This is a genomic window from Brachybacterium muris (assembly GCF_016907455.1).
Classification (GTDB): Bacteria; Actinomycetota; Actinomycetes; order Actinomycetales; family Dermabacteraceae; genus Brachybacterium; species Brachybacterium muris.
Window position 1 is genome coordinate 3,273,021 of the sequence record NZ_JAFBCB010000001.1, and the last position, 19,333, is coordinate 3,292,353.

The window sequence follows — 19,333 nt, forward strand, 5'->3', positions numbered from 1 at the left end:
GGTCAGGCCGGGACCTTGGTGAACAAGTACCACTGGCCGTCGTGGGGATCGGATGTGGGGCCGCGCTGGGCGATGGCTTCCCAGGTGCCGTTGCCACCGTCGGGCGCCCCGGTCACCTGGCAGCTCGCGGTGATGCCACCGTCTGCCATCTCGCAGGTGGCCTCCATGCCGGGGACCGGCTGCCCATCCCCCTTGATTGCGAAGTTGACGGAGTTCACCAGCGCATCGGCCACCTGCTGGCCGGAGACCTCGGCGGGTATCGGGGTGGCGACCTTGCCGAAGCCGATCTCGGCATCGGCCGGGACGGTGAAGTCGGTGGGACCGTCGGCGTCGGCGAACATCAGCAGGGCGGGGTTGCCGAAACCTGCCGGCACCACGCGGACCGTGACGGTCAGTTCCGGCCCGGTGGGCTCGGCCATCTCGTCGTGCTCGACGAGTGTGCAGGTGGCGGCCGAGCCGTTGACCACGGCCTCCCCCTCACAGGTGCCGCCCTGGGAGCCGATGAACTCGGTGGCCTCGAGCTCATCCGCGCTCATGCGCCCCCGCTCGTCGAGCTGCTGGTAGAGGTTCTCGATGACGAAGTAGGAGACGCCGTCGGTCTCGGGCATCTGCTCGGCGCTGACGGTGCCGGTCCAGTCCGAGGACGCCTCCTGCTGCTGCTCGCCAGCGGCGCTCGGTCCGTCATCGTCGGCCCCTGCCCCGCCTCCCCCGGTGCAGCCGAGGAGCAGCGCACCGACGGCGGCGGCCGAGAGAGCACCCCCACCGAGTCGGGAGATGACGCGACCGGTGGCGGCGCCGGGAGCGGCAGCGCTGCGGGAGGACGTGTGTGAGGTGGTCATACGCATGGGTCGGGGTCCTCAAGGGTGGTGCCGCGATGCAGCAGGCTGCTGGGGCCCGCGGCCGCAGGTGGGTGGACAGGCAGGAGGAGACAGGCAGGAGGAAGGGTGGGAGGGGCCGCCCGGCGCCTGTGCCGGACGGCCCCTCAGGCACGTGCGATCACTCGATGAACTGGGTGTACAGGTAGGTGTAGCCCTCGTAGTCGGATCCGGGCTGCACGGTGGCGTACCAGAAGCCGGAGGTGCCCTCGTCGAGAGCGGACAGCTGGCACACCGCGTGGGACTCGTCGCCGTGGATCTTGCAGGTGACCTCCGCGTTGTCCGTCACCTCACCGTCGGGACCGGCGGCCTGCCGGGCGGCCTCGACCAGACCGGCACCGATCATCTCGCCGGTCACCTCGTTGCCGTGATCGACCTTCCCGAGCAGGAGCTGGGTGCCGTCGGGGAGGGCGAGCTCGGTGGTCTCCCCCTCCCCCACAGCCATCAGCAGTGCGTGGTTGCCTGCACCGGAGCGCACCAGGTGGACGGTGGCGGTCAGGTCCTTGCCGGCATACTCCTCGCCCTCGAACCCGGTGAGGGTGCACAGCGCGGGCGAACTGCCGACCTTCACCTTGCCGGTGCACGTGGCGCTGTGGGATCCGAGGTACTCGGTGCTCTCGAGCGCTGCGGCATCGAGGGTGAGGCCGTGGGAGGAGGCGTACAGCTCATGGCTGATCAGGAACGGCAGCCCGTCGGGGGAGGCGAGGGTCTCGACGCTGACGGTGCCGGCCCACTGCCCGAGTGCGCTGTCGATGACGGCGGAGTCGGGCCAGGCCTCGTCGCCACCGGAACCGGATCCGCTCCCGTCAGCGCTGCCGGCGTCGTCCTTGGCTGCATCGCCCTCGCCTGCATCGTCCGTGCCGGCGCTGTCGGTGTCCTCCGCAGCGTCGTCGGCGGGCTGATCCTTCTTCTCGCCGTCCTCGTCCCCGGCGGCGGTCTGGTCCTCCCCCTTGTCGGTCGTGGCGGGCTGCTCGGTGGCGGCCGGCGCCTTCGTCCCCCCGGCAACGGGTTCGGCCCCGTCGCCACCTCCGCCGCAGGCGGCGAGCAGTGCCCCGGCGGCCAGCAGCGAGAACGCTCCTGCGGTGAGGCGGGCGGCAGAGCGCGGCGGAGTCATGGATCGCATGGTGATTCGGTTCCCCTCGGGTGAATATTCGCCTCGCTGGGGTCCGCTGATCGAGGGTTCGGGTGCCACGTCGCTGCCGTAGCGGTGGCGTCGTTCGGGACCACCAGTGGTGTCGTTGGGGCCGCTCTGTCTACGCTCCTTCCGCCGTGTGTATAGGGCACGCGGCGGAAGGAGCAATCTGGAATGGTACGGAAGATCAGGGCGAAGCTGGTGCTCCAGCTGCGCGCAGAAGGTCTGTCGGGGCGAGCGATTTCGTCCTCGCAGGGCATGTCCCGCAAGTCCGTGAGGGCGGTGTTCGAGGCCGCTGACGCTGCAGGGATCGGGTGGGGCGATATCGCGGACGTCGCCGATGAGCAGGTGTATGCCCGGTTGTTCCCGGGCCGGGGCGAGCACGAGAGCGTGTTCGCACAGCCGGACTGGGAACAGGTCCATCGAGAGATGGCCAGGGTCGGCGTGACGCTGAAGCTGTTGCACGGCGAGTACTTCGACGCGACCACGGCGGCTGGGGATCCGGCGATGGGGTATGACCGGTTTTGCCGCACCTACCAGCACCACGTCATGGTCACCGGTGCCGCTTCGAGAGTCGGTCACAAGGCCGGCCAGAGCGTGGAGGTCGACTGGTCCGGCCCCACGATGGAGCTGGCCGATCCGGTCACCGGCGAGGTCTCGAAGGTGTTCTTGTTCGTTGCCTGCCTGCCTTTTTCTCGTTACGCGTTCTGCTTCCCGGCGCTGGATATGCGCCAGGAGTCCTGGCTGCGAGCGCACGTAGCGATGTTCGAGGCGCTGGGCGGGACGGTCCCGAGGATCGTTCCGGACAACCTCAAGACCGGTGTGGTGAAGCACCCCCGCGAGGGCGAGATCGTCCTGAACGATGCGTATCGCGAGATGGCAGCGCATTACTCGGCGGCGGTGCTCCCGGGGAGGGTGCGGAAACCGAAAGACAAGGCGAGCGTGGAGAACACCGTCGCGCACGTCGCGACCTGGGTCATCGCCGGGCTGCGGGATCAGCGATTCACGTCCCTGCCCGAACTTGCAGCCGCCATCGGGCAGCGGATGGAGGCCTATAACGCGGAGCCGTTCCAGAAGCGGCCCGGATCCCGCGCCAGCGTGTTCGACGCGGAGGAGCGGCCGCTGCTGACGCCGCTGCCGGCGGTGCCCTACGAGATCTCGACATGGCACTACGGACGACGAGTGGGCAGGAACGGGCACGTCACGTTCGCGCGGAACTTCTACTCCGCGCCGTTCGCGCACATCGGCGCGAAGGTCGATCTGCGCATCACGGCCCGGACGCTGGAGATCTATCAGGGCAGCCAGCGACTGACCAGTCACCTGCTGCTCCCGGAGACCGCGAGCAATGAGTACCGCACCAACGACGCGGACCTACCTGCGGGCGAGCGTTTCCAGGCCTGGGACGCGCAGAGGGTGCGGGCGTGGGCAGATCGGGTCGGGCCGGCCACGGTGATCGTGATCCAGCGGATCTTCGAGTCCGTGCCGATCGTGGAACAGGGCCTGGATCCCGCGTTGGCGGTGCTACGGCTCTCTCGCCGCTTCTCCGTAGATCGGGTCGAGGCGGCCTGCGCACTCGCGCTGACGGGACGGGTCCGTTCACCGCGCTATGCGCATCTGCACCCGATCTTGGCCACCGGGCAGGACAAGGTCGCCGCCCTGCGTCCACCCCGCGAGGAACCCGCGGAAGACGGCGGATACGTCCGTGGCGCCGACTACTACGCCGGAGGTGTCCGGTGAGCGTGATCGATAACGACACGAAGCGGAAGCTGCGCGAGATGGGCGCGACCGCGCTGCTGGACGCGATCGATGCCCAGGATGAGGCTCACGTGCTGGGGATGTCGTTCCAGGAACGGCTCCAGCTGATCGTGGACGAGGCGCATTCCATCTTCAATCATGGAAAGGTCGAGGGTCTGATCCGCCGGGCGGGGCTGCGTTATCCCGGAGCGGACCTGCGGCGGCTGGATCTGGTCGAGGAACGGGGACTGAACCGGAACGTGATCGCGCAACTGGCAACCTGCTCCTTCATCCAGCGGCAACAGAACGTGGTCTTCCAGGGCTTCACCGGCTCAGGGAAGTCCTACCTCGGCTGCGCGCTGGCGAAGCAGGCCTGCCAGCACCGGCTCCGAGCCCACTACATCCGAATGCCCGACCTCGAAGAGGCCTGGGCCCTGGCAAAGGACAAGCCGCAGGGCCAGACGAAGTTCCTGCGGAAGTACTCCACGTTCTCGCTGCTGGTGATCGACGAGTGGCTGCTGGACCATCCTGACGAGGGAATGCGTTCGATGCTGCTGGAACTGCTCGAGCGCCGCTATGACACCGGCTCGACCGTGTTCTGCACCCAGTACCCGAAGAAGGACTGGCACGCCCGGCTCGGTGGAGCAGTCCACGCCGATGCGATCATGGACCGCATCGTGCACAACACAATCTGGATCGACACCGGCGACAGGAACATGCGAGAACACACCGCACTGCCCCAGTGACCCGATGCCGGCGGGAGCCAGTGGTCCCCACCGCGGCGGCTACTGGCCCCCGTCGGCACGATCGGCGGTCCCCAAGAGCAAGATTCGGTGGCTCCCACGACTACGAATACTCACTCGGGTAAAGCCGACCAGCAGCACGTCGCTGTGTGGTCCGGCTCTGACCTGCACCCCCAGGAGCAGGTCATACCGGAAATTTACGAAGCCTTTACCTTCTGTGCAATCACCGCCCCGTCACAAAACGGTCTCGGAATCAGGCCGGATCCCCTGGCTCTCCATGGGTCCCCGCCAGGCCCGGTCCCGGGGCCCGAGCGCGTGCGCAGAGCAGGGCTTGCGCGACGCTGCGGGGACTGTGGGAGATCGCCGTCCTAGCCGCCCAGCAGCCACCCGTCGACGAGCGCGCCGCGGACACGGATCACGTCACCCTCAGCGGGGTAGAGACGCACGGTGCTGCTGGTGCTCGCGGCCGGGAGCAGCTCGAGGATGCCGCCGTCGATCATCACGGCGGCATCGCCTCCGTCGTGCACGGCAAGGGATTCGACCCGGCCGTCGCCACGGATCTGCTCCACGGTGGCGGGCCCCTGGATCGCGACCTCGGCGCGGAAGGGGGCCGGCAGATCGACCTGCGCCTCCACCCCCTGCCCCCGGGCGATGTCCAGCGGCTCTCCGCGCAGCGCGCGCAGCTCGGCCGGGAAGCGTGCCACCAGGCGATCCCCGTCGAGCCCGAGCTCGCGGGGGAAGGTGAGGCAGCCGGACCAGCCCTGCTCGTCCGTCTCGTCCTGGGTGCGAGCGAGCCCCTCCCAGGACCAGCCCCACATCAGCACGCGGCCCTGCTCGGCATCCACGACAGCCTGAGGCGCGTAGAAGTCGGGGCCCTGATCAACCCGTCCCCCGCCGACAGGCTCGAAGCGGGGGGAGCCACCCGGCGCCGCCACCAGGTCACCCACCAGATAGTTGACCTGCACGGTCGAGCGGGCCACCATCTCGGGGCGGTACCAGAGGGAGAGCATCAGCACCCATCGCTCCCCCACCTGCACCAGCTGGGGGCACTCCCACAGCTCAGCGGGTGCGTGCTGGGCCGCCACCGGATGATCCCCGCGCAGCAGCTCCCCCACGTACTCCCAGTGCTCGATCTCGTCGCAGGAGTACAGCAGGATCACCGGGGCCACATGCTCATCGCTCTGGATCCCGGCTCCCTGGATGGCCCAGCGGCGCCCCTCGAACTCGAACACGAAGGGGTCCCGCACGCCGATCAGCCCGGGGATGTCCGGCACCTCGGCGACCACGCGACCCGGGTCGACCAGCTGCTGAAGGCCCCGGTCGGTGCGCGCCACCACGACCCGCGAGAGGGCGTTGTCCACCCCGTCGACAGCGGAGTAGACGAGGGTGGGCACGCCTGCTCCATCCGGCCGGCCCCCGGGACCCCGGTCGAGCAGGCCGACGCCGCTCCAGCAGCCGCCGGAGTCGGCCTCGCCCTCGCGCGGCACCGGCCCCATCGGCTCCTCGCGCCAGTGCGCGAGATCCGCGGAGGACACGTGGCCCCAGTGGATCTGCTCGTGCCGCGCCGAGTAGGGGTTGTACTGGAAGTAGACGTGCCAGCGGCCGTCCACGCGCATGATGCCGTTGGGGTCGTTGATCCACCCTCGGGGGTGGGTGCGGTGCAGTGCGGGGAAGTGGAGGGCGCTGGTCATGCCGGGAGCTCCTGGTCGTCGAGGTTCGTGGGGAATGGTCACTTCGATGCTCCGGCCGTGAGGCCCTCGCGCAGGTAGCGCTGGCCGAAGAGGAACACCACCACCGCCGGGATCATCGAGAGGATCACGCCGGCCAGCACGATCGAGATCGAACCGGTGCCGAGGTTGCCCTGCAGGGTGACCAGGCCCAGCGGGAGGGTGTAGTTCTCCTCGGAGATCATGAAGATCAGCGGACGGAAGAACTCGTTCCAGTGGAAGTTGAAGGCCAGCACGCCCACGATCGCCATGCCCGGCAGGGCCAGCGGCGCGTAGATCGAGAAGAAGGTGCGCCAGGGGCTGGCACCGTCGATCGCGGCTGCCTCGCCCAGGTCCAGCGGCAGGCCCAGGAAGTACTGGCGCATCAGGAAGGTGCCGAAGGCGGTGGGGATGGCCGGGAGGATCAGCGCCAGCAGGGTGTCCGACAGCCCCATCCCGCGGATGATCATGAACACCGGCACGATCGTGACCTGGGCGGGCACCATCATGGTGGCCAGCACGATCGCGAACAGGGCGTTCTTGCCGCGGAACTCCATGCGGGCGAACACGTAGCCGGCCATCGCTGCGGTGATCATCTGCCCTGCGGCGATGAGTGCGGTCACCAGGCCGCTGTTGAGCACCAGCAGCGGGATCTTGATCTGCTCGAAAACCGCGGCGTAGCTGGAGAAGTCGGGGCTGAGCGGGAAGAAGCTGGGCGGGAGGCTGAAGGACTCAGCCGCAGGGCGCAGCGAGGTGGTGAAGGTCCACCACACGGGACCCAGGGTGAGCAGGGCGGCCACGATCAGTACGGCGTAGGTGGCGAGCCCGGGAAGCTTGCGTGTCATGGGATGTCCTCCGGGACGGGAGCGGCGGGGATCACGGCGTTGAGATCGGGTTCCATGGGCACGCTCACTGGTAGAAGACGAATCGGCGGGCCAGGCGGAACTGCAGCGCGGTGATCAGCATGATCAGCACCATCAGCACCAGTCCGATAGCGCTGGCGCGCCCGAACTCGAGCTGGCGGAAGGCGCTCTCGTAGATCACCATCACCACGGTGCGGGTGGAGTCGCCGGGGCCGCCGCGGGTGAGCACGTAGGGCTGGTCGAACACCTGCAGAGCGGAGATGATCGCCATCACCGAGGCCACCAGGACGGTGGGGCTCACCAGCGGCAGGGTGAGGTCCTTGAACTTCTTCCAACCGGTGGCGCCGTCGATGGCGCCGGCCTCGTACACCTCTGTGGGGATCGAGGAGAGGCCGCCGACGAACAGCAGGAACGAGAAGCCGAAGTTCTGCCACACATACACCGCGATCACCACGACCATCGCCCACTGGGGGCTGGTCAGCCACGGCACCGCGGAGATCCCCACCAGGGACAGCGCCCAGTTGATGACGCCGTAGGACTCGTTGAACAGGTAGCGCATCAGGATCGACACGCTGGCCGCGGAGAGCACCAGGGGGAAGAAGAAGGTGGAGCGGAAGAACACCCGCAGCCATCCGGGCATCCTCGACTGCAGCAGCACCGCCAGCAGCATGGCCACGGCCAGCTGCACGATCACCGCGACCACCACGAACAGTCCGGTGTTGAGGAAGGAGATGGCGACCGTCTGATCGGTGGCCAGGTCGGTGAAGTTCTGCAGGCCCACGAACTGGGGGGAGGTGATGATGTCCCAGCGGAAGAAGGCCAGCAGCAGCGAGCCGATGATGGGCAGCAGGACGAAGATGCCCACGCCGATCATGGTGGGCGCCAGGAACAGCCAGCGCAGGATCACGCTGGATCGGTCGGTGCTCATGCTTCCTCCTCGGCGAAGACGTCGCGCAGGTCGCGATCCAGGGATTCCAGGGAACGGGCCACCTGGTCGGGCCCGCCGGACAGGGCGGTGGAGACGTTGCGGATCAGTGCCGTCTCCACGGCGGCCTGCTGCGGGGGTGCGGGGATGGGGCCGGTGCTCGGGAAGCGATCAAGGGTCTCGTAGAAGCGGGACCAGTGCTCCGGGCCGATGCCGGTGTAGAGGTTGTCGTTGACCATGGACCGCCGGGTGGGGGTGGTGGCCGGGGTGGGGAAGGCCAGTTCCATCGCCTGCTTGGAGGCGGTGAACTTGATCCACTCCCAGGCCTGGTCGGCCTTCTGGGTGGTGCGCATGACGGCGTAGCCGGCCCCGCCGAACTGGTGACGCTGGGTGCGCCACCTGGGGAAGAACTGCACGTCGTACTGGTCGGGCTGCATCCCGCCCTCGGCCAGGCCCTGGACCCAGTAGCCGCCGGCGGGGGTGGTGCCGATACGGCCGGAGGCGAACAGGCCGACGAGGGTGTTGCCGCCGCCCTCCTCGGGACGCACGGCGAGGCCCTCCTGGATCAGCTGGCGCATGTATTCGAAGGTCTCGTGGACGCGGTCGTCGGTGGCGTTGGAGGCCTGCCAGAGGTAGCCGCCGGAGCGCTCCTGGCCGGGGTAGAAGGTGGACCAGAACTCCTGGCCCCCGTCGGCCCGCTCCTCGACCAGGAAGGAGGTGTCGTTGACGTACAGCCAGGGGACGACGCCGCCGAAGAGGCGGTTGGTCCAGTAGTACGGGGTGGCGTCGCCCTTCATGCCGCGCAGCAGCTCCGAGAAGTCGTCGCGGCTCCAGTCCTCGCCGGGCATCTCCAGGCCGTTGCGCTCGATCACGTCGAGGTTGAGGTACATGTTGGCGGCGTTGAAGTCCAGGGGCAGCTGGAAAAGCTCCCCCTTGTACATGAACGCCTCGATGAGTGAGGGGTGCACGTCCTCGAAGTAGTCCCGCATCGCCTCGGCATCACGGGCCACGTACTCGTCCAACGGCAGCGCGAGGCGTTCGGCGAACAGCTGCGCGCCCTCGGTGGCGGTGTAGATGATGTCCGGCTCCGTACCGGAGGCCACCATGGTGAGGATCTTGGCGAAGAAGTCCCCCCAGTCGGTGGCCTGCACGGACTGGATCAGCACCGGGATGTCGGGGTGCTCCTCCATGAAGGCGTCGGCGATCACCTGGCGGCCGGCGGCGTCCTGGGCGGTGCCCAGGATCAGCACGGTGAGCGCGTCCTCGCCGCGGCCGGGGATGTCGGTGCCGGTGAGGCGGGGCCAGGCGGCTGCGGTGCCGGCGATGCCGGCCACCCCGGCGGCGCCCAGCAGCGCCCGGCGGGTGAGGTTCGAAGAACTGGTCATGCCGTCCTCGTCGTCGAGAGTCGGGAAACGGGAGTGGAGCAGGAGTCGGGTGAACCACGGGGATCGCTCCCGGCCCTCACTTACACACGTGTCAAAGTACGACGCGCACCAGTATGGAGGAATGCTTTTACACGTGTCAAGGCTCCGTTGGGATCCTTGCGGGAATCGCGACGGGACGAGCGGCCGCAGCCGTCAGTCGAGCGGCGGGCGCCCCACGGACTCGCGCTCGACGAGCGGACAGTCGATCAGGAAACGTTCCCGCGGGAACGCCTCAGGCTCACCCGCACTCCCCTGTGCCCGGTCGCCCGTCGGCTCCAGGCGCTCCAGCAGCAGGGACATCGCTCGCTGCCCCATCTGCTCGTGCGGCAGCGCCATGGTGGTCAGTGGCGGGGTGAGCTTCTCCGCGAAGAAGTCCTCGTCGTCGAAGCCGATCACCGACAGATCGCGCGGCACCTCGAGCCCCTCGCAGGCTGCGGCATGGATGGCGCCGGCCGCGACCCGGTCCCGGATGCAGAAGAGCCCGGTGGGCGGCTGATCCTCGGCGAGCAGGCTCCTGCTCGTCCGATAGCCGTCGTCCATCTGCCACCCGGCGGCGAGGATCCTCGCCGACATCCCGGCCTCGGCCAGCTCGTCACGGAACCCGGCCTCCCGCTCCAGCACCGCCAGGGAGCGGTCATCACCGGAGAGCATCACGATGCGCTCGTGACCGACATCGAGCAGTCGACGCGTGGCGCGCCTGGCCCCGTGGTAGTCGTCGGGCACGACGGTGGGCAGCTGCTCCTCACCGGCTGCACTGTCGAGCTCGCAGTTCAACAGCACCAGCGGCAGGCCCGGGGGGATCTGCGGCACCGGGACCCGCACCCGGCCCATGGTCGCGTAGATCAGCCCGTCGACCTGGCGCTCGGCCAGCAGCCGGGCCGCGTCGGCCACGGAGTGGTCCCGCAGCGAGAGGTCCACGGTGATCACCAGGTAGTCGCGCTGCGCTGCGGTCATCGAGGCGGCACGGGCCATGCGCCCGGCGAAGGGCGAGGTGGCGATCTCGTCAGTGATCAGGCCGATGGTGCGGGTGTGCTGCTGCTTCAGCGAGATCGCCAGGGCGGAACGGGTGTAGCCCAGCTGCTCGGCCGCGTCCAGCACCCGTTGCTGGGTCGCGGCGGCGACCGTGCCCTCGACCCTGCCGTTCAGCACCATGGACACCGTGGCCCGCGAGACGCCGGCGAGCGCGGCGACATCGGCGGAGGTGGGGCGGCGTGCGGGCGGGGTCACGGGAACAAGCGTAGGTGCTGCCTGGCCGAGTGCCTGTCCCACGGGAATCGGGGCCTCCTATGCTGTGCCCCTGTGGATGTGCGGCCAGGCGCAGTAGCCGTGGGAGTTGCCCGGAGGGGATCGGAGGTTCGATGGAAGACCAGCCCACTGCCGGTCCATGGGGAGAGCAGGCCGGCGTATTGCTCGATTCCCTGACGTGGCAGTGGTTCGAAGCCGTCGACATCAAGGGCCCGAGCAACCGCACACGCCTTGTCACTTCACGCGGCTGGGTGCTGTGCGGCTCGGTCACCGTCCCCGGCGGCCCGGTGACCACGGATGATGCCCGGTTCTCGGGTGCTGTGATCGCCGGTTGCGCACTGAGCCCCTCCGGGCCGCTCACCCTGACGATCGCGGACGAGGGCGGCTCCCGATGGAGCGAGCTCGTCGTCCAGGCGCCATGGGCAGCCGAAGGCCCGCGTGGCGAGGCCGTGGCGATGCGATCCGATGCTCGGCTCGGGGTCCGCGAGGAGAGTGGTCCGCGCTTTGCCACCGACAACGCCCTGGCCACCTGGGCGCGCTCCGAACCGGCCCCCATCGAGATCGATCTTCTGGAGGGCGCGGAGGACGACTGGCTGAGCCCGGGGGACGTCGTCTCCGCCCTGCGGCGCGTCGGTATCACCGACGACGCCGAGATCCGGACCCGCGGGATCGACCTGCTGGCCCGGCTCATCGTCCGTGGTGACGTGGTCGCCGGGCGCGTTGGCGCCGAGGGCTTCATCGCCTCGGAGGACCCGGGCCCGGCTGTGATCGAGCACGTAGGCACGGTGTGGTCGGCTCTCGGCAGCCGGCGACCGGGACCGGGCCAGATCGCATGGTTCGACCTCACCGAATCCGGGCAGGCCCGCCTGGATGAGGCCCGCCGGGGCGCGACCCATGTCCGTCGTTGATCTGGATGACGGGGCGCGCGATCAGTCCTCGAGAGTGACCAGCTGCTGATCACCCGGGGCGATGATCCGCACCTCCGGCCCGAAGGTCGCGTTCTGCACCTCGTGCTCGAGGACATCGGCGGAGACCATGGCCGCAAGCACCCCCCGGCCGCCGGTACGGAACAGGAACAGCTGGGTCGAGGACTGGTAGTACTTCCCGTTCAGCAGCTTGCCCCCGGCCGCCTCGTTCACCCGCTCCGCCGATGTGCCCTCGAAGAACACCATCAGGTCGTCGAACTGGATCTGCGTGATCTCGGACAGTGCGCGCTCTCCCCCGTTGTTCCACAGGGCATCGATCGCCTCGTCGATCTCCGGGGCCGCCGTCAGCTCCAGCGGCTCCGTCCCGTCGTCCGGATCCGGATCCGGGGTCAGCACCCCGCAGCCCGCCGCCCCCAGCACGAGGGGGACGGCGAGGAGGGCGCGGCGGGTGAGCGCCCCACTCCTCGCGTCGTCGAGTGCCGTCATGTCAGAAGATGTCAGAGGGCCCGTCATCTCAGAACGCCCGATCTCGCGGAGAACTCACACGACGATCCTCACACGAAGGCGCTCATCCCGGTCACGGAGCGGCCCACGATGAGGGACTGCATGGTGTCGGTGCCCTCGTAGGTGTGCAGCGCCTCGACGTCCGCCATGTGCCGGATCACCTGGTTCTCCAGCAGGATGCCAGAGCCGCCCAGCATGTCCCGGGCATCGGCCGCGATGGCGCGGGCCGAGCGGGTGCAGAACACCTTCGCCAGCGAGGCCTGCTCGGGCCGCAGGGCGCCGGCGGCCTCCAGGTCCGCAAGGCGGCGGCAGTGCAGCTGCATGGAGGTGAGGGTGGCCAGCATGTCCGCCAGGCGCACCTGGATGTGCTGGGCCTTGGCCAGCGGCCGGCCGAACTGGATGCGGGTGCGGGCGTGCTCGAGTGCCGCCTCGTAGCAGGCCACGGCGTGGCCGAGGGCTCCCCATGCCACGCCGGCGCGGGTCGCGAACAGCACCCGGGAGGTGTCCTTGAAGGACCGCGCCTCCGGCAGACGGGCATCCAGCGGCACCCGCACGCCGTCGAGGCGGATGTGGGCCTGGTGGATGGCGCGCAGGGAGACCTTCCCGCGGATCACCTCGGCCTCGTAGCCGGGCAGGGACTGCTCCACCAGGAAGCCGGAGACCTGCCCGTGGAGGGCCTCGTCGGAGGGGTCGTCCACGCGGGCCCACACCACGGTGAGGTGGCCGTCCACCCCGTTGCCGATCCAGCGCTTCTGCCCGCTGATCACCCACTGGTCGCCGTCGCGGCGGGCCACGGTCTCCAGGGACACGGAGTCGGAGCCGTGGTCGGGCTCGGTCAGGGCGAACGCGGCGAAAGCCTGCCCGGTGACCACGGGCTCCACCCACTTCTGCTTCTGTTCCTCGGAGCCCAGCAGCACGATGGAGCGCAGCGCGAGGCCGCCCTGCACGCCCACCATGGTGCCCACGGAGCCGTCCAGGCGGGACAGCTCCATGGTGACCAGGCCCGTGGCCAGCGGGCTGAGGCGGCGGTGGCCGGGAATGTCCATGCCGTCGGTGAACAGGTCCAGCTCACCCAGGCGCGCGATGAGGTCGGTGGGGTACTCGGCGCGATCCCAGCAGTCGTCGATGCGGGGCAGCACCTCGGGGGCGAAGGAGCGGGCCACCGTCCAGGCCTCGAGGTCCTCCCCTGCCACGTCCTGGAACAGGGCGTAGTGGTCGGCGGCGCGGGGCAGCAGCGCCTCGGGGGTGGCGGCGCCTGCGTCGGGAAAGGAGATCACGGGGCCGGTGCCAATGCTGTCCGGGCGGCCGCTGGTGCTGTCGGTGCTGGTCATCAGTTCATCCTCTCGATGATGAGGGCCATGCCCTGTCCGCCTCCGACGCACAGGGTGGCAAGGCCCAGCGTGCCGTCACGCTCGCGCAGGCCGTTGATCAGGGTGGTGGTCATACGGGCGCCGGTGGAGCCCCAGGGGTGTCCCAGCGCGATGGCGCCGCCGTGGACGTTGAGCTTGTCGTGGTCGATGCCGAGGTCATCGGCTGACGGGAGCACCTGGGCGGCGAAGGCCTCGTTGAACTCCACCAGGTCGATGTCGGCCATGGTGAGGCCGGCGAGCGCGAGGGCGCGGCGGGTGGACTCCACCGGGCTCAGGCCCATGATCTCGGGGCTGAGACCGGAGACGCCGGTGGCGAGGATCCTGGCCAGCGGGGTGATGCCGAGGTCCTTGGCGTGGTCGGAGTCCATCACCACCAGGGCAGCGGCTCCGTCGGAGAGCGGGCAGCAGTTGCCGGCGGTGACGGTGCCGTCTGGGCGGAACACGGGGTCCAGGGAGGAGACGGCCTCGAGGGTGACGCCGGCGCGCGGGGAGTCGTCGGTGGTGACCACGGTGCTGTCGGGGGTGGTGACCGGGGTGATGTCGCGCTCGAAGAAGCCGGAGGCGATCGCGGCCTCGGCGCGGTTCTGGGAGCGCACGGCGTACTCGTCCTGGGCCCGCTTGCTCACGCCGCGCAGTTCGGCGACGTTCTCGGCGGTCTGGCCCATCAGGATGTACGGGTCGGGCAGCTCGCCGTCCTCGCGGGGGTCGTGCCAGGGGGCGGGGATCTCTCGGGTGGCGCGGCGGGCGGTGCGCTTCCAGGCGTCCTGGTACAGCGGGTCGCGCAGTTCGTCGTCGATGAACTTCCCGGGCACCATCGTCAGCGACTCCACGCCGGCGGAGACCACGGCCCTGGCCTCACCGGAGAGCACGGCGTGGAAGGCGTTGCGGGTGGTCTGGATGCTGGAGGCGCAGAAGCGGTTCACGGTGCTGCCGGGCACGGTGTCCAGCCCCAGGCGCACGGCGACGATGCGGGCCAGGTTCGCGCCCTGGATGCCTTCGGGCAGGCCCACGCCGAGCTGGATGTCGTCCAGGGTGGTGGGGTCCAGCTCGGGGACCTGGTCGAGGGCGCCTTGAACCATCTGGGCGGCGAGGTCGTCGGGGCGGATGTCCTTCAGGGAGCCCTTGCGGGCGCGGCCGATGGGGGAACGGGCGGCGGCGACGATGACGGCCTCGGGCACGTGTTTCTCCTTTGATGACGGTGCACGGCGTCAGCGCGGCGAGCTGCAGGGTGCGAAGGCGCGCGAACAGCACGCGGACAACAGCAGCGGGAGCACCGCGACCGACTGTTCTTGATACTACGGGTTGCAGTTACTTTCGGGAAGCCGAGCGGCGGATGAGCGGACGTCGTCGCCCCTCTACGATCGCGTCATGGCTTCCACCCCGACCGACGCTGCCGACCTCACCGGCACCCCTGCCCCACCTGCCAGCACTGCCTTCACGATCGACACCCCACGCCTGGAGGACGCTGCCGGGTGTGCCCGCATCCACGTGGAGAGCTGGCGGGATGCCTACGGGGACCTGCTGGAGGACCACGTGCGCTGGTTCGGGAAGGCCGCGCTGGAGCGCCGCACCGCGCAGTGGACGGCGATGCTCACCCCGGGGGATCCGCAGTACGGGCGCAGCACGATCGCCGTGGGCCGCGCACCCGATGGTCAGGTGGTCGGTTTCGCCACCGGCGGTGAGACCCGCGACGAGGATGCCCCGCGGCCGCTGGAGCTGTTCGCGCTGTACACCGACAGTGCCTGGCACGGCACGGGACTGGGGCGGGCGCTGGTCGAGGCGGTGATCGGGGATGAGCCGGCCAGTGTGTGGGTGGCGGCGGAGAATCCGCGCGCCCGACGCTTCTACGAGAAGCTCGGGTTCAAGGCCGACGGCGCCGAGAAGGTCGAGGAGCACCTGGCGAACCTGCGCGACATCCGCATGGTGCGGTGACCGGAGGGCCTCGAGGTGCACCGGCGTACGGCCCCTCCGACCCCGGGGCCGATCCAACGCCCGCCAGGATCATCCCGCAGGCTGACCGGGACACCACTGGGGCCTGATGCGCAGGTCAGGGCCTCGGAAGGAAGGTGGAGCCATGAGAGACGCCACCATCGCCACCAGCCGCACCCGAGCTTCCGACACCCCTGATCTGATCGACTACCGGCCCGCTCCCCAGGAGTGGGGTGGCACCGAGGCCCTGTACCGTCTGCGCGCCGCCAAGGCCCGCGCCGCCGAACAGGGACTGGACCCTTCCGTGCTCGAGATCGCCACGGAACCCACCGCCGGTTCGCCCTGCCCCGTCGGCCGATCCGCACGGCGTCGGATGCCCGTGGCCCGTCACCGGCGTCAGCCGCTCTGGCGCACCCCGTTCTCCTTCGCGTCCTGAACGGAACGTCCTGCCCGCCGGTAGCGCCGAAGCCCAGCGCCTAGGATCCAGATATGACATCGACGCCTTCCGCACCTGACCCAGTGGGCCCCGTACGAGGCACCGCCGAGCCGGTCGTCGGCGCGACAGATCCCGTGCGCCCCGGCGTCCTGGACCGGGCCGTGCGCGCCGGGGTCACGGCACTCGGTGCGCTCCCCGACGCGGTGCTGCGTCGCCTGGCAGGCACGCCCACCGTGATCGACGGGCAGAGGCTCGAACCGGAGGTCCAGCTGGCCCTCTCGGTGCTGCACCGGCTTCCGGGCAAGACCTTCGAGGAGTTGGGTCTTGCCAAGGGGCGCCGCCAGATCGACGTCGAGGCCTGGCAGTTCGGCGGCAGGCCCGCCCCCGTCGGCCGCATCCAGGACATGCTGATCCCGGGAGCCGACGGGCCGATCCCAGCCCGGCTGTACCACCCCGTGGGCGCGACCCCGGAGACCCCGGACGGCGCGACCCCGGAGTCACGCACCACGTCGAGTCCCGGGGCGCTCCGCTCCCCCGGCGCAGCTGCTCCCCCGCTGGTGCTCTACTTCCACGGCGGAGGGTTCGTGCTGGGGTCGATCGCCTCCCACGAACCGATCGCCCGCTTCCTGGCCCACCATGCGCAGGCCGCGGTGCTGCTGGTGGGGTACCGGCTGGCCCCGGAGCACCCCTTCCCCGCCGCCCACGAGGACGCCATCGCGGCCTACGCCTGGGCCGCCTCCCACACCGAGGACCTGGGCGTCGCGAACCGGATCGCGGTGGCCGGGGACTCCGCCGGCGGCAACCTCGCCCTGGCAGTGTCGATCGCGGCGCGGGACCGGGGACTGCCCGCATCGGACGATGCCGGCCCCCTCGCCACGGACCCGCGCGTCTCCCCGCTGCGGGAGCCCGACCTGACCGGTCTGCCGCCCACCTACTTGGCGTACGCGGGCTTCGATGTCCTGCGGGACGAGTCACGGGAGCTGGCCGACCGGCTGCGCGAGGCCGGGGTGCCGATCACCGAGCGCTGCCACACCGGCCACATCCACCCGTTCTCCAACGTGCTCGGCGTGGGCCGCACCGGCCGCGCCGCGGCACTGGAGATCGCCCGGGCCGTGCGCGAGGGACTGCAGCGATGAGCGACCGCACACCCGCCGACCGCCTCGCCGCCGAGCGCACGGACTACGGGACGGGGAGCCTCGCGGACGAGGCCGCGAACGATCCCCTGGCCCTGTTCGATGCGTGGATGGCGGAGGCCTTCGAACGTCGGGAGAGCCACGGTGACCTGGCCGAACCCACCGCGGTGGTGCTGTCCACGATCGCCGTCGGCACCAACGGTGGGGCCGCCGATGGGGCCGACGGCGGGGTCGATAGAGTGATCCGCCCGCGCTCCCGCACCGTGCTGCTGAAGGGCCGCGACGAGCGCGGGTTCGTGCTCTACACCAACCTCGACTCCGACAAGGGCCGGGAGGTGGCCGCGAACCCGTCTGCCTCCCTGCTGCTGCCCTGGTACCCGCTGCAGCGGCAGGTGCGCATCGAGGGGCTGATGGAGCCCGTCGATCCCGCGAAGGCCGATGCCTACTTCGCCTCCCGCCCCCGTGGTTCGCAGATCAGCGCCTGGGCCTCCCGTCAGTCGCGCCCGGTGGACTCCCGGGCAGCGCTGGAGGCGCAGTACACCGCGGCCCAGGAGCGCTTCGAGGGTGCAGACGTGCCGCGCCCGCCCTTCTGGGGAGGGCTGCGCCTGGTGCCGGACCGCATCGAGTTCTGGCAGGGCCGCCAGAACCGCCTGCACGACCGGATCGTGGTCACCCGAGTGGGGGTCGACGAGCAGCACGATGCCGCCTGGGAGCAGCACCGGCTCCAGCCGTGACAGGGACCGGAGCAGGGGCCGACGGGGCGGGCAGTCTCCCGGTCAGCGCAGGTCGAGGAAGGCGCGCAGTTCGGCGAAGGCCGCAGGCAGCACGGAGTAGTGCGCCCACCTGCCTCGCTGCTCGCGGGTGACCAGACCTGCCTCCACCAGCTTCTTCATGTGGTGGCTCACGGTGGGCTGGCTGATCCCCATCAGCTCCGTGAGGTCACAGGCGCACACGGAGGCGCATCCCTGATCCGCGACATGGGCGAGCAGCCGCAGCCGGGTCGGGTCCGACAGCGCCTTGAACGCCTCCGAGAGCCGCTGGGCATCTGCGGCGTCGAGCGGTCCGGTGGCCAGGGTGCAGCACTCCTCGTCCCCCCGCGTGCCTCCCGCGGCGGTCGCGGCGAGCGGGACGTCGTCGCGCACGGCGACTCGGCTTGCGCTCGGGGCAGGCGGGCTGGACATGGGCACACCATACATTGACGAGCATCGATATGACGCCCTACAGTGCGAGCGGTCGACACATCGACGCCCATCGATAGAACTGAAGGCGAGCCACTCACCGTGAGCACCCCCACCGCCACCGCGGACACCCGTTCCCCCGTGCTGCAGGAGATGTCCTTCCTGGACCGCTGGCTGCCGGTGTGGATCCTGCTGGCCATGGTCACCGGCCTGCTGCTGGGCCGCTTCGTGCCCGGCCTGAACACCGCTCTGGAGGCCGTGAAGATCGGCGGGATCTCGGTCCCCATCGCACTGGGCCTGCTGGTGATGATGTACCCGGTGCTGGCGAAGGTGCGCTACGACGAGACCCGCCGGATCAGCGCGGACCGCAGGCTCATGATCTCCTCCCTGGTGCTGAACTGGGTGGTGGGCCCCGCCCTCATGTTCGCCCTGGCCTGGATCTTCCTGGCGGACCTGCCCGAGTACCGCACGGGGCTGATCATCGTGGGACTGGCCCGCTGCATCGCCATGGTGCTGATCTGGAACGACCTCGCCTGCGGTGATCGCGAGGCCGCCGCGGTGCTCGTCGCCATCAACTCCGTGTTCCAGGTGATCGCCTTCGGTGCACTGGGCTGGTTCTACCTGCAGCTGCTGCCCACCTGGCTGGGCCTGCCCACCACCAGTGCCGAGTTCTCGGTCGGCACCATCGTGCTCAGCGTGCTGGTGTTCCTGGGCATCCCCCTGCTGGCCGGCTTCCTCACCCGCCTGATCGGCGAGCGCACCAAGGGCCGCGCCTGGTACGAGGAGCGCTTCCTGCCCCGCATCGGCCCGTGGGCGCTGTACGGCCTGCTGTTCACGATCGTGCTGCTGTTCGCCCTGCAGGGCGACGCGATCACCTCCAACCCCCTGGACGTGGCCCGCATCGCGGTACCGCTGGTCGCCTACTTCGCGATCATGTTCCTGGGTTCCCTGCTGCTCACCCGCGCCATCGGACTGAACTACGCGAAGTCCACCACCGTGGCGTTCACCGCGGCGGGCAACAACTTCGAGCTCGCGATCGCAGTCGCGATCGGCACCTTCGGCGTCACCTCCGGCCAGGCCCTGGCGGGTGTCGTCGGCCCCCTCATCGAGGTGCCCGTGCTGGTGGCCCTGGTGTACGTCGCCCTGTGGCTGGCACCCAAGCTGTTCCCGGGCGACGCCACCGTCCCGGCCCGCTGAAGCGGACCGGGAC

19 protein-coding genes are annotated in these 19,333 nt (G+C 69.9%); 8 read left to right on the forward strand and 11 right to left on the reverse strand.

Translation table 11 applies throughout. The features are described from left to right. Positions 1 to 2: 2 nt before the first annotated feature. The gene (locus JOD52_RS15200) at positions 3 to 839 is read right to left on the reverse strand and encodes a hypothetical protein (protein WP_017823019.1); all 837 of its coding nucleotides are present in this window, start codon (positions 837 to 839) and stop codon (positions 3 to 5) included. 157 nt (positions 840 to 996) lie between these two features. Next, positions 997 to 1,989 carry a hypothetical protein gene (locus JOD52_RS15205; protein ID WP_204410916.1) on the reverse strand — a complete coding sequence of 331 codons (993 nt, stop codon included), beginning with the start codon at positions 1,987 to 1,989 and terminating at the stop codon, positions 997 to 999. A 192-nt stretch (positions 1,990 to 2,181) separates the two neighbouring features. On the opposite strand from JOD52_RS15205, the gene istA reads away from it, so the two are divergent. Both istA and JOD52_RS15215 read left to right on the forward strand, forming a co-directional pair. Next, on the forward strand, positions 2,182 to 3,744 hold the full coding sequence (gene istA / locus JOD52_RS15210) for an IS21 family transposase (RefSeq protein WP_204408388.1): 1,563 nt from the start codon (positions 2,182 to 2,184) through the stop codon (positions 3,742 to 3,744). Continuing rightward, on the forward strand, positions 3,741 to 4,487 hold the full coding sequence (locus tag JOD52_RS15215) for an ATP-binding protein (RefSeq protein WP_338124028.1): 747 nt from the start codon (positions 3,741 to 3,743) through the stop codon (positions 4,485 to 4,487). The genes istA and JOD52_RS15215 overlap by 4 nt, the downstream gene beginning before the upstream one ends. Before the next feature lie 365 nt (positions 4,488 to 4,852). Here JOD52_RS15215 and JOD52_RS15220 read toward each other — a convergent pair whose 3' ends face one another. The 5 genes from JOD52_RS15220 to JOD52_RS15240 all read right to left on the reverse strand — a co-directional run bounded on the left by JOD52_RS15220 (position 4,853) and on the right by JOD52_RS15240 (position 10,629). Beyond that, positions 4,853 to 6,175 (reverse strand): glycoside hydrolase family 32 protein, encoded by a 1,323-nt coding sequence (locus JOD52_RS15220; RefSeq protein ID WP_204410919.1) that lies wholly within the window; start codon positions 6,173 to 6,175, stop codon positions 4,853 to 4,855. 38 nt (positions 6,176 to 6,213) lie between these two features. Continuing rightward, complete coding sequence (locus JOD52_RS15225) at positions 6,214 to 7,035, reverse strand: carbohydrate ABC transporter permease (protein WP_017823016.1); 822 nt, start codon at positions 7,033 to 7,035, stop codon at positions 6,214 to 6,216. A 64-nt stretch (positions 7,036 to 7,099) separates the two neighbouring features. Beyond that, positions 7,100 to 7,981, reverse strand: a complete 882-nt coding sequence (locus tag JOD52_RS15230; protein WP_204410920.1) for a carbohydrate ABC transporter permease — start codon at positions 7,979 to 7,981, stop codon at positions 7,100 to 7,102. Further along, complete coding sequence (locus tag JOD52_RS15235) at positions 7,978 to 9,363, reverse strand: extracellular solute-binding protein (protein WP_204410923.1); 1,386 nt, start codon at positions 9,361 to 9,363, stop codon at positions 7,978 to 7,980. The genes JOD52_RS15230 and JOD52_RS15235 overlap by 4 nt, the downstream gene beginning before the upstream one ends. A 192-nt stretch (positions 9,364 to 9,555) precedes the next feature. Then, entirely contained in the window at positions 9,556 to 10,629 is a 1,074-nt protein-coding gene (locus JOD52_RS15240) for a substrate-binding domain-containing protein (protein ID WP_204410926.1), read from the reverse strand. 179 nt (positions 10,630 to 10,808) lie between these two features. Between JOD52_RS15240 and JOD52_RS15245 the strand changes: the two genes are divergently transcribed. Beyond that, entirely contained in the window at positions 10,809 to 11,555 is a 747-nt protein-coding gene (locus tag JOD52_RS15245) for a hypothetical protein (RefSeq protein WP_204410929.1), read from the forward strand. Between the two features lie 21 nt (positions 11,556 to 11,576). Here the strand turns inward: JOD52_RS15245 and JOD52_RS15250 are convergent, their stop codons facing one another. The 3 genes from JOD52_RS15250 to JOD52_RS15260 all read right to left on the reverse strand — a co-directional run bounded on the left by JOD52_RS15250 (position 11,577) and on the right by JOD52_RS15260 (position 14,625). Next, positions 11,577 to 12,059, reverse strand: coding sequence for a hypothetical protein (locus JOD52_RS15250; RefSeq protein WP_017823011.1), 483 nt, complete (start codon positions 12,057 to 12,059; stop codon positions 11,577 to 11,579). 68 nt (positions 12,060 to 12,127) lie between these two features. Continuing rightward, a complete protein-coding gene (locus JOD52_RS15255; protein ID WP_204410931.1) occupies positions 12,128 to 13,408 on the reverse strand; it encodes an acyl-CoA dehydrogenase family protein in 1,281 nt (426 codons plus the stop codon). Further along, complete coding sequence (locus JOD52_RS15260) at positions 13,408 to 14,625, reverse strand: acetyl-CoA C-acetyltransferase (protein ID WP_204410933.1); 1,218 nt, start codon at positions 14,623 to 14,625, stop codon at positions 13,408 to 13,410. Before JOD52_RS15260 ends, JOD52_RS15255 begins: the two co-directional genes overlap by 1 nt. A 190-nt stretch (positions 14,626 to 14,815) precedes the next feature. On the opposite strand from JOD52_RS15260, the gene JOD52_RS15265 reads away from it, so the two are divergent. The 4 genes from JOD52_RS15265 (at position 14,816) to pdxH (ending at position 17,679) form a co-directional block, all read left to right on the forward strand. Next, complete coding sequence (locus tag JOD52_RS15265) at positions 14,816 to 15,379, forward strand: GNAT family N-acetyltransferase (RefSeq protein ID WP_204410935.1); 564 nt, start codon at positions 14,816 to 14,818, stop codon at positions 15,377 to 15,379. A gap of 142 nt (positions 15,380 to 15,521) precedes the next feature. Continuing rightward, positions 15,522 to 15,812, forward strand: coding sequence for a hypothetical protein (locus JOD52_RS15270; protein ID WP_204410937.1), 291 nt, complete (start codon positions 15,522 to 15,524; stop codon positions 15,810 to 15,812). Between the two features lie 53 nt (positions 15,813 to 15,865). Further along, positions 15,866 to 16,948 (forward strand): alpha/beta hydrolase, encoded by a 1,083-nt coding sequence (locus tag JOD52_RS15275; protein ID WP_204410939.1) that lies wholly within the window; start codon positions 15,866 to 15,868, stop codon positions 16,946 to 16,948. Then, positions 16,945 to 17,679, forward strand: coding sequence for a pyridoxamine 5'-phosphate oxidase (gene pdxH, locus JOD52_RS15280; protein WP_204410941.1), 735 nt, complete (start codon positions 16,945 to 16,947; stop codon positions 17,677 to 17,679). The genes JOD52_RS15275 and pdxH overlap by 4 nt, the downstream gene beginning before the upstream one ends. Before the next feature lie 42 nt (positions 17,680 to 17,721). Here pdxH and JOD52_RS15285 read toward each other — a convergent pair whose 3' ends face one another. Continuing rightward, the gene (locus JOD52_RS15285) at positions 17,722 to 18,126 is read right to left on the reverse strand and encodes an ArsR/SmtB family transcription factor (protein WP_239551926.1); all 405 of its coding nucleotides are present in this window, start codon (positions 18,124 to 18,126) and stop codon (positions 17,722 to 17,724) included. 150 nt (positions 18,127 to 18,276) lie between these two features. On the opposite strand from JOD52_RS15285, the gene arsB reads away from it, so the two are divergent. Further along, positions 18,277 to 19,320 carry an ACR3 family arsenite efflux transporter gene (gene arsB / locus JOD52_RS15290; protein WP_275579207.1) on the forward strand — a complete coding sequence of 348 codons (1,044 nt, stop codon included), beginning with the start codon at positions 18,277 to 18,279 and terminating at the stop codon, positions 19,318 to 19,320. The last annotated feature ends 13 nt before the right edge of the window (positions 19,321 to 19,333 follow it).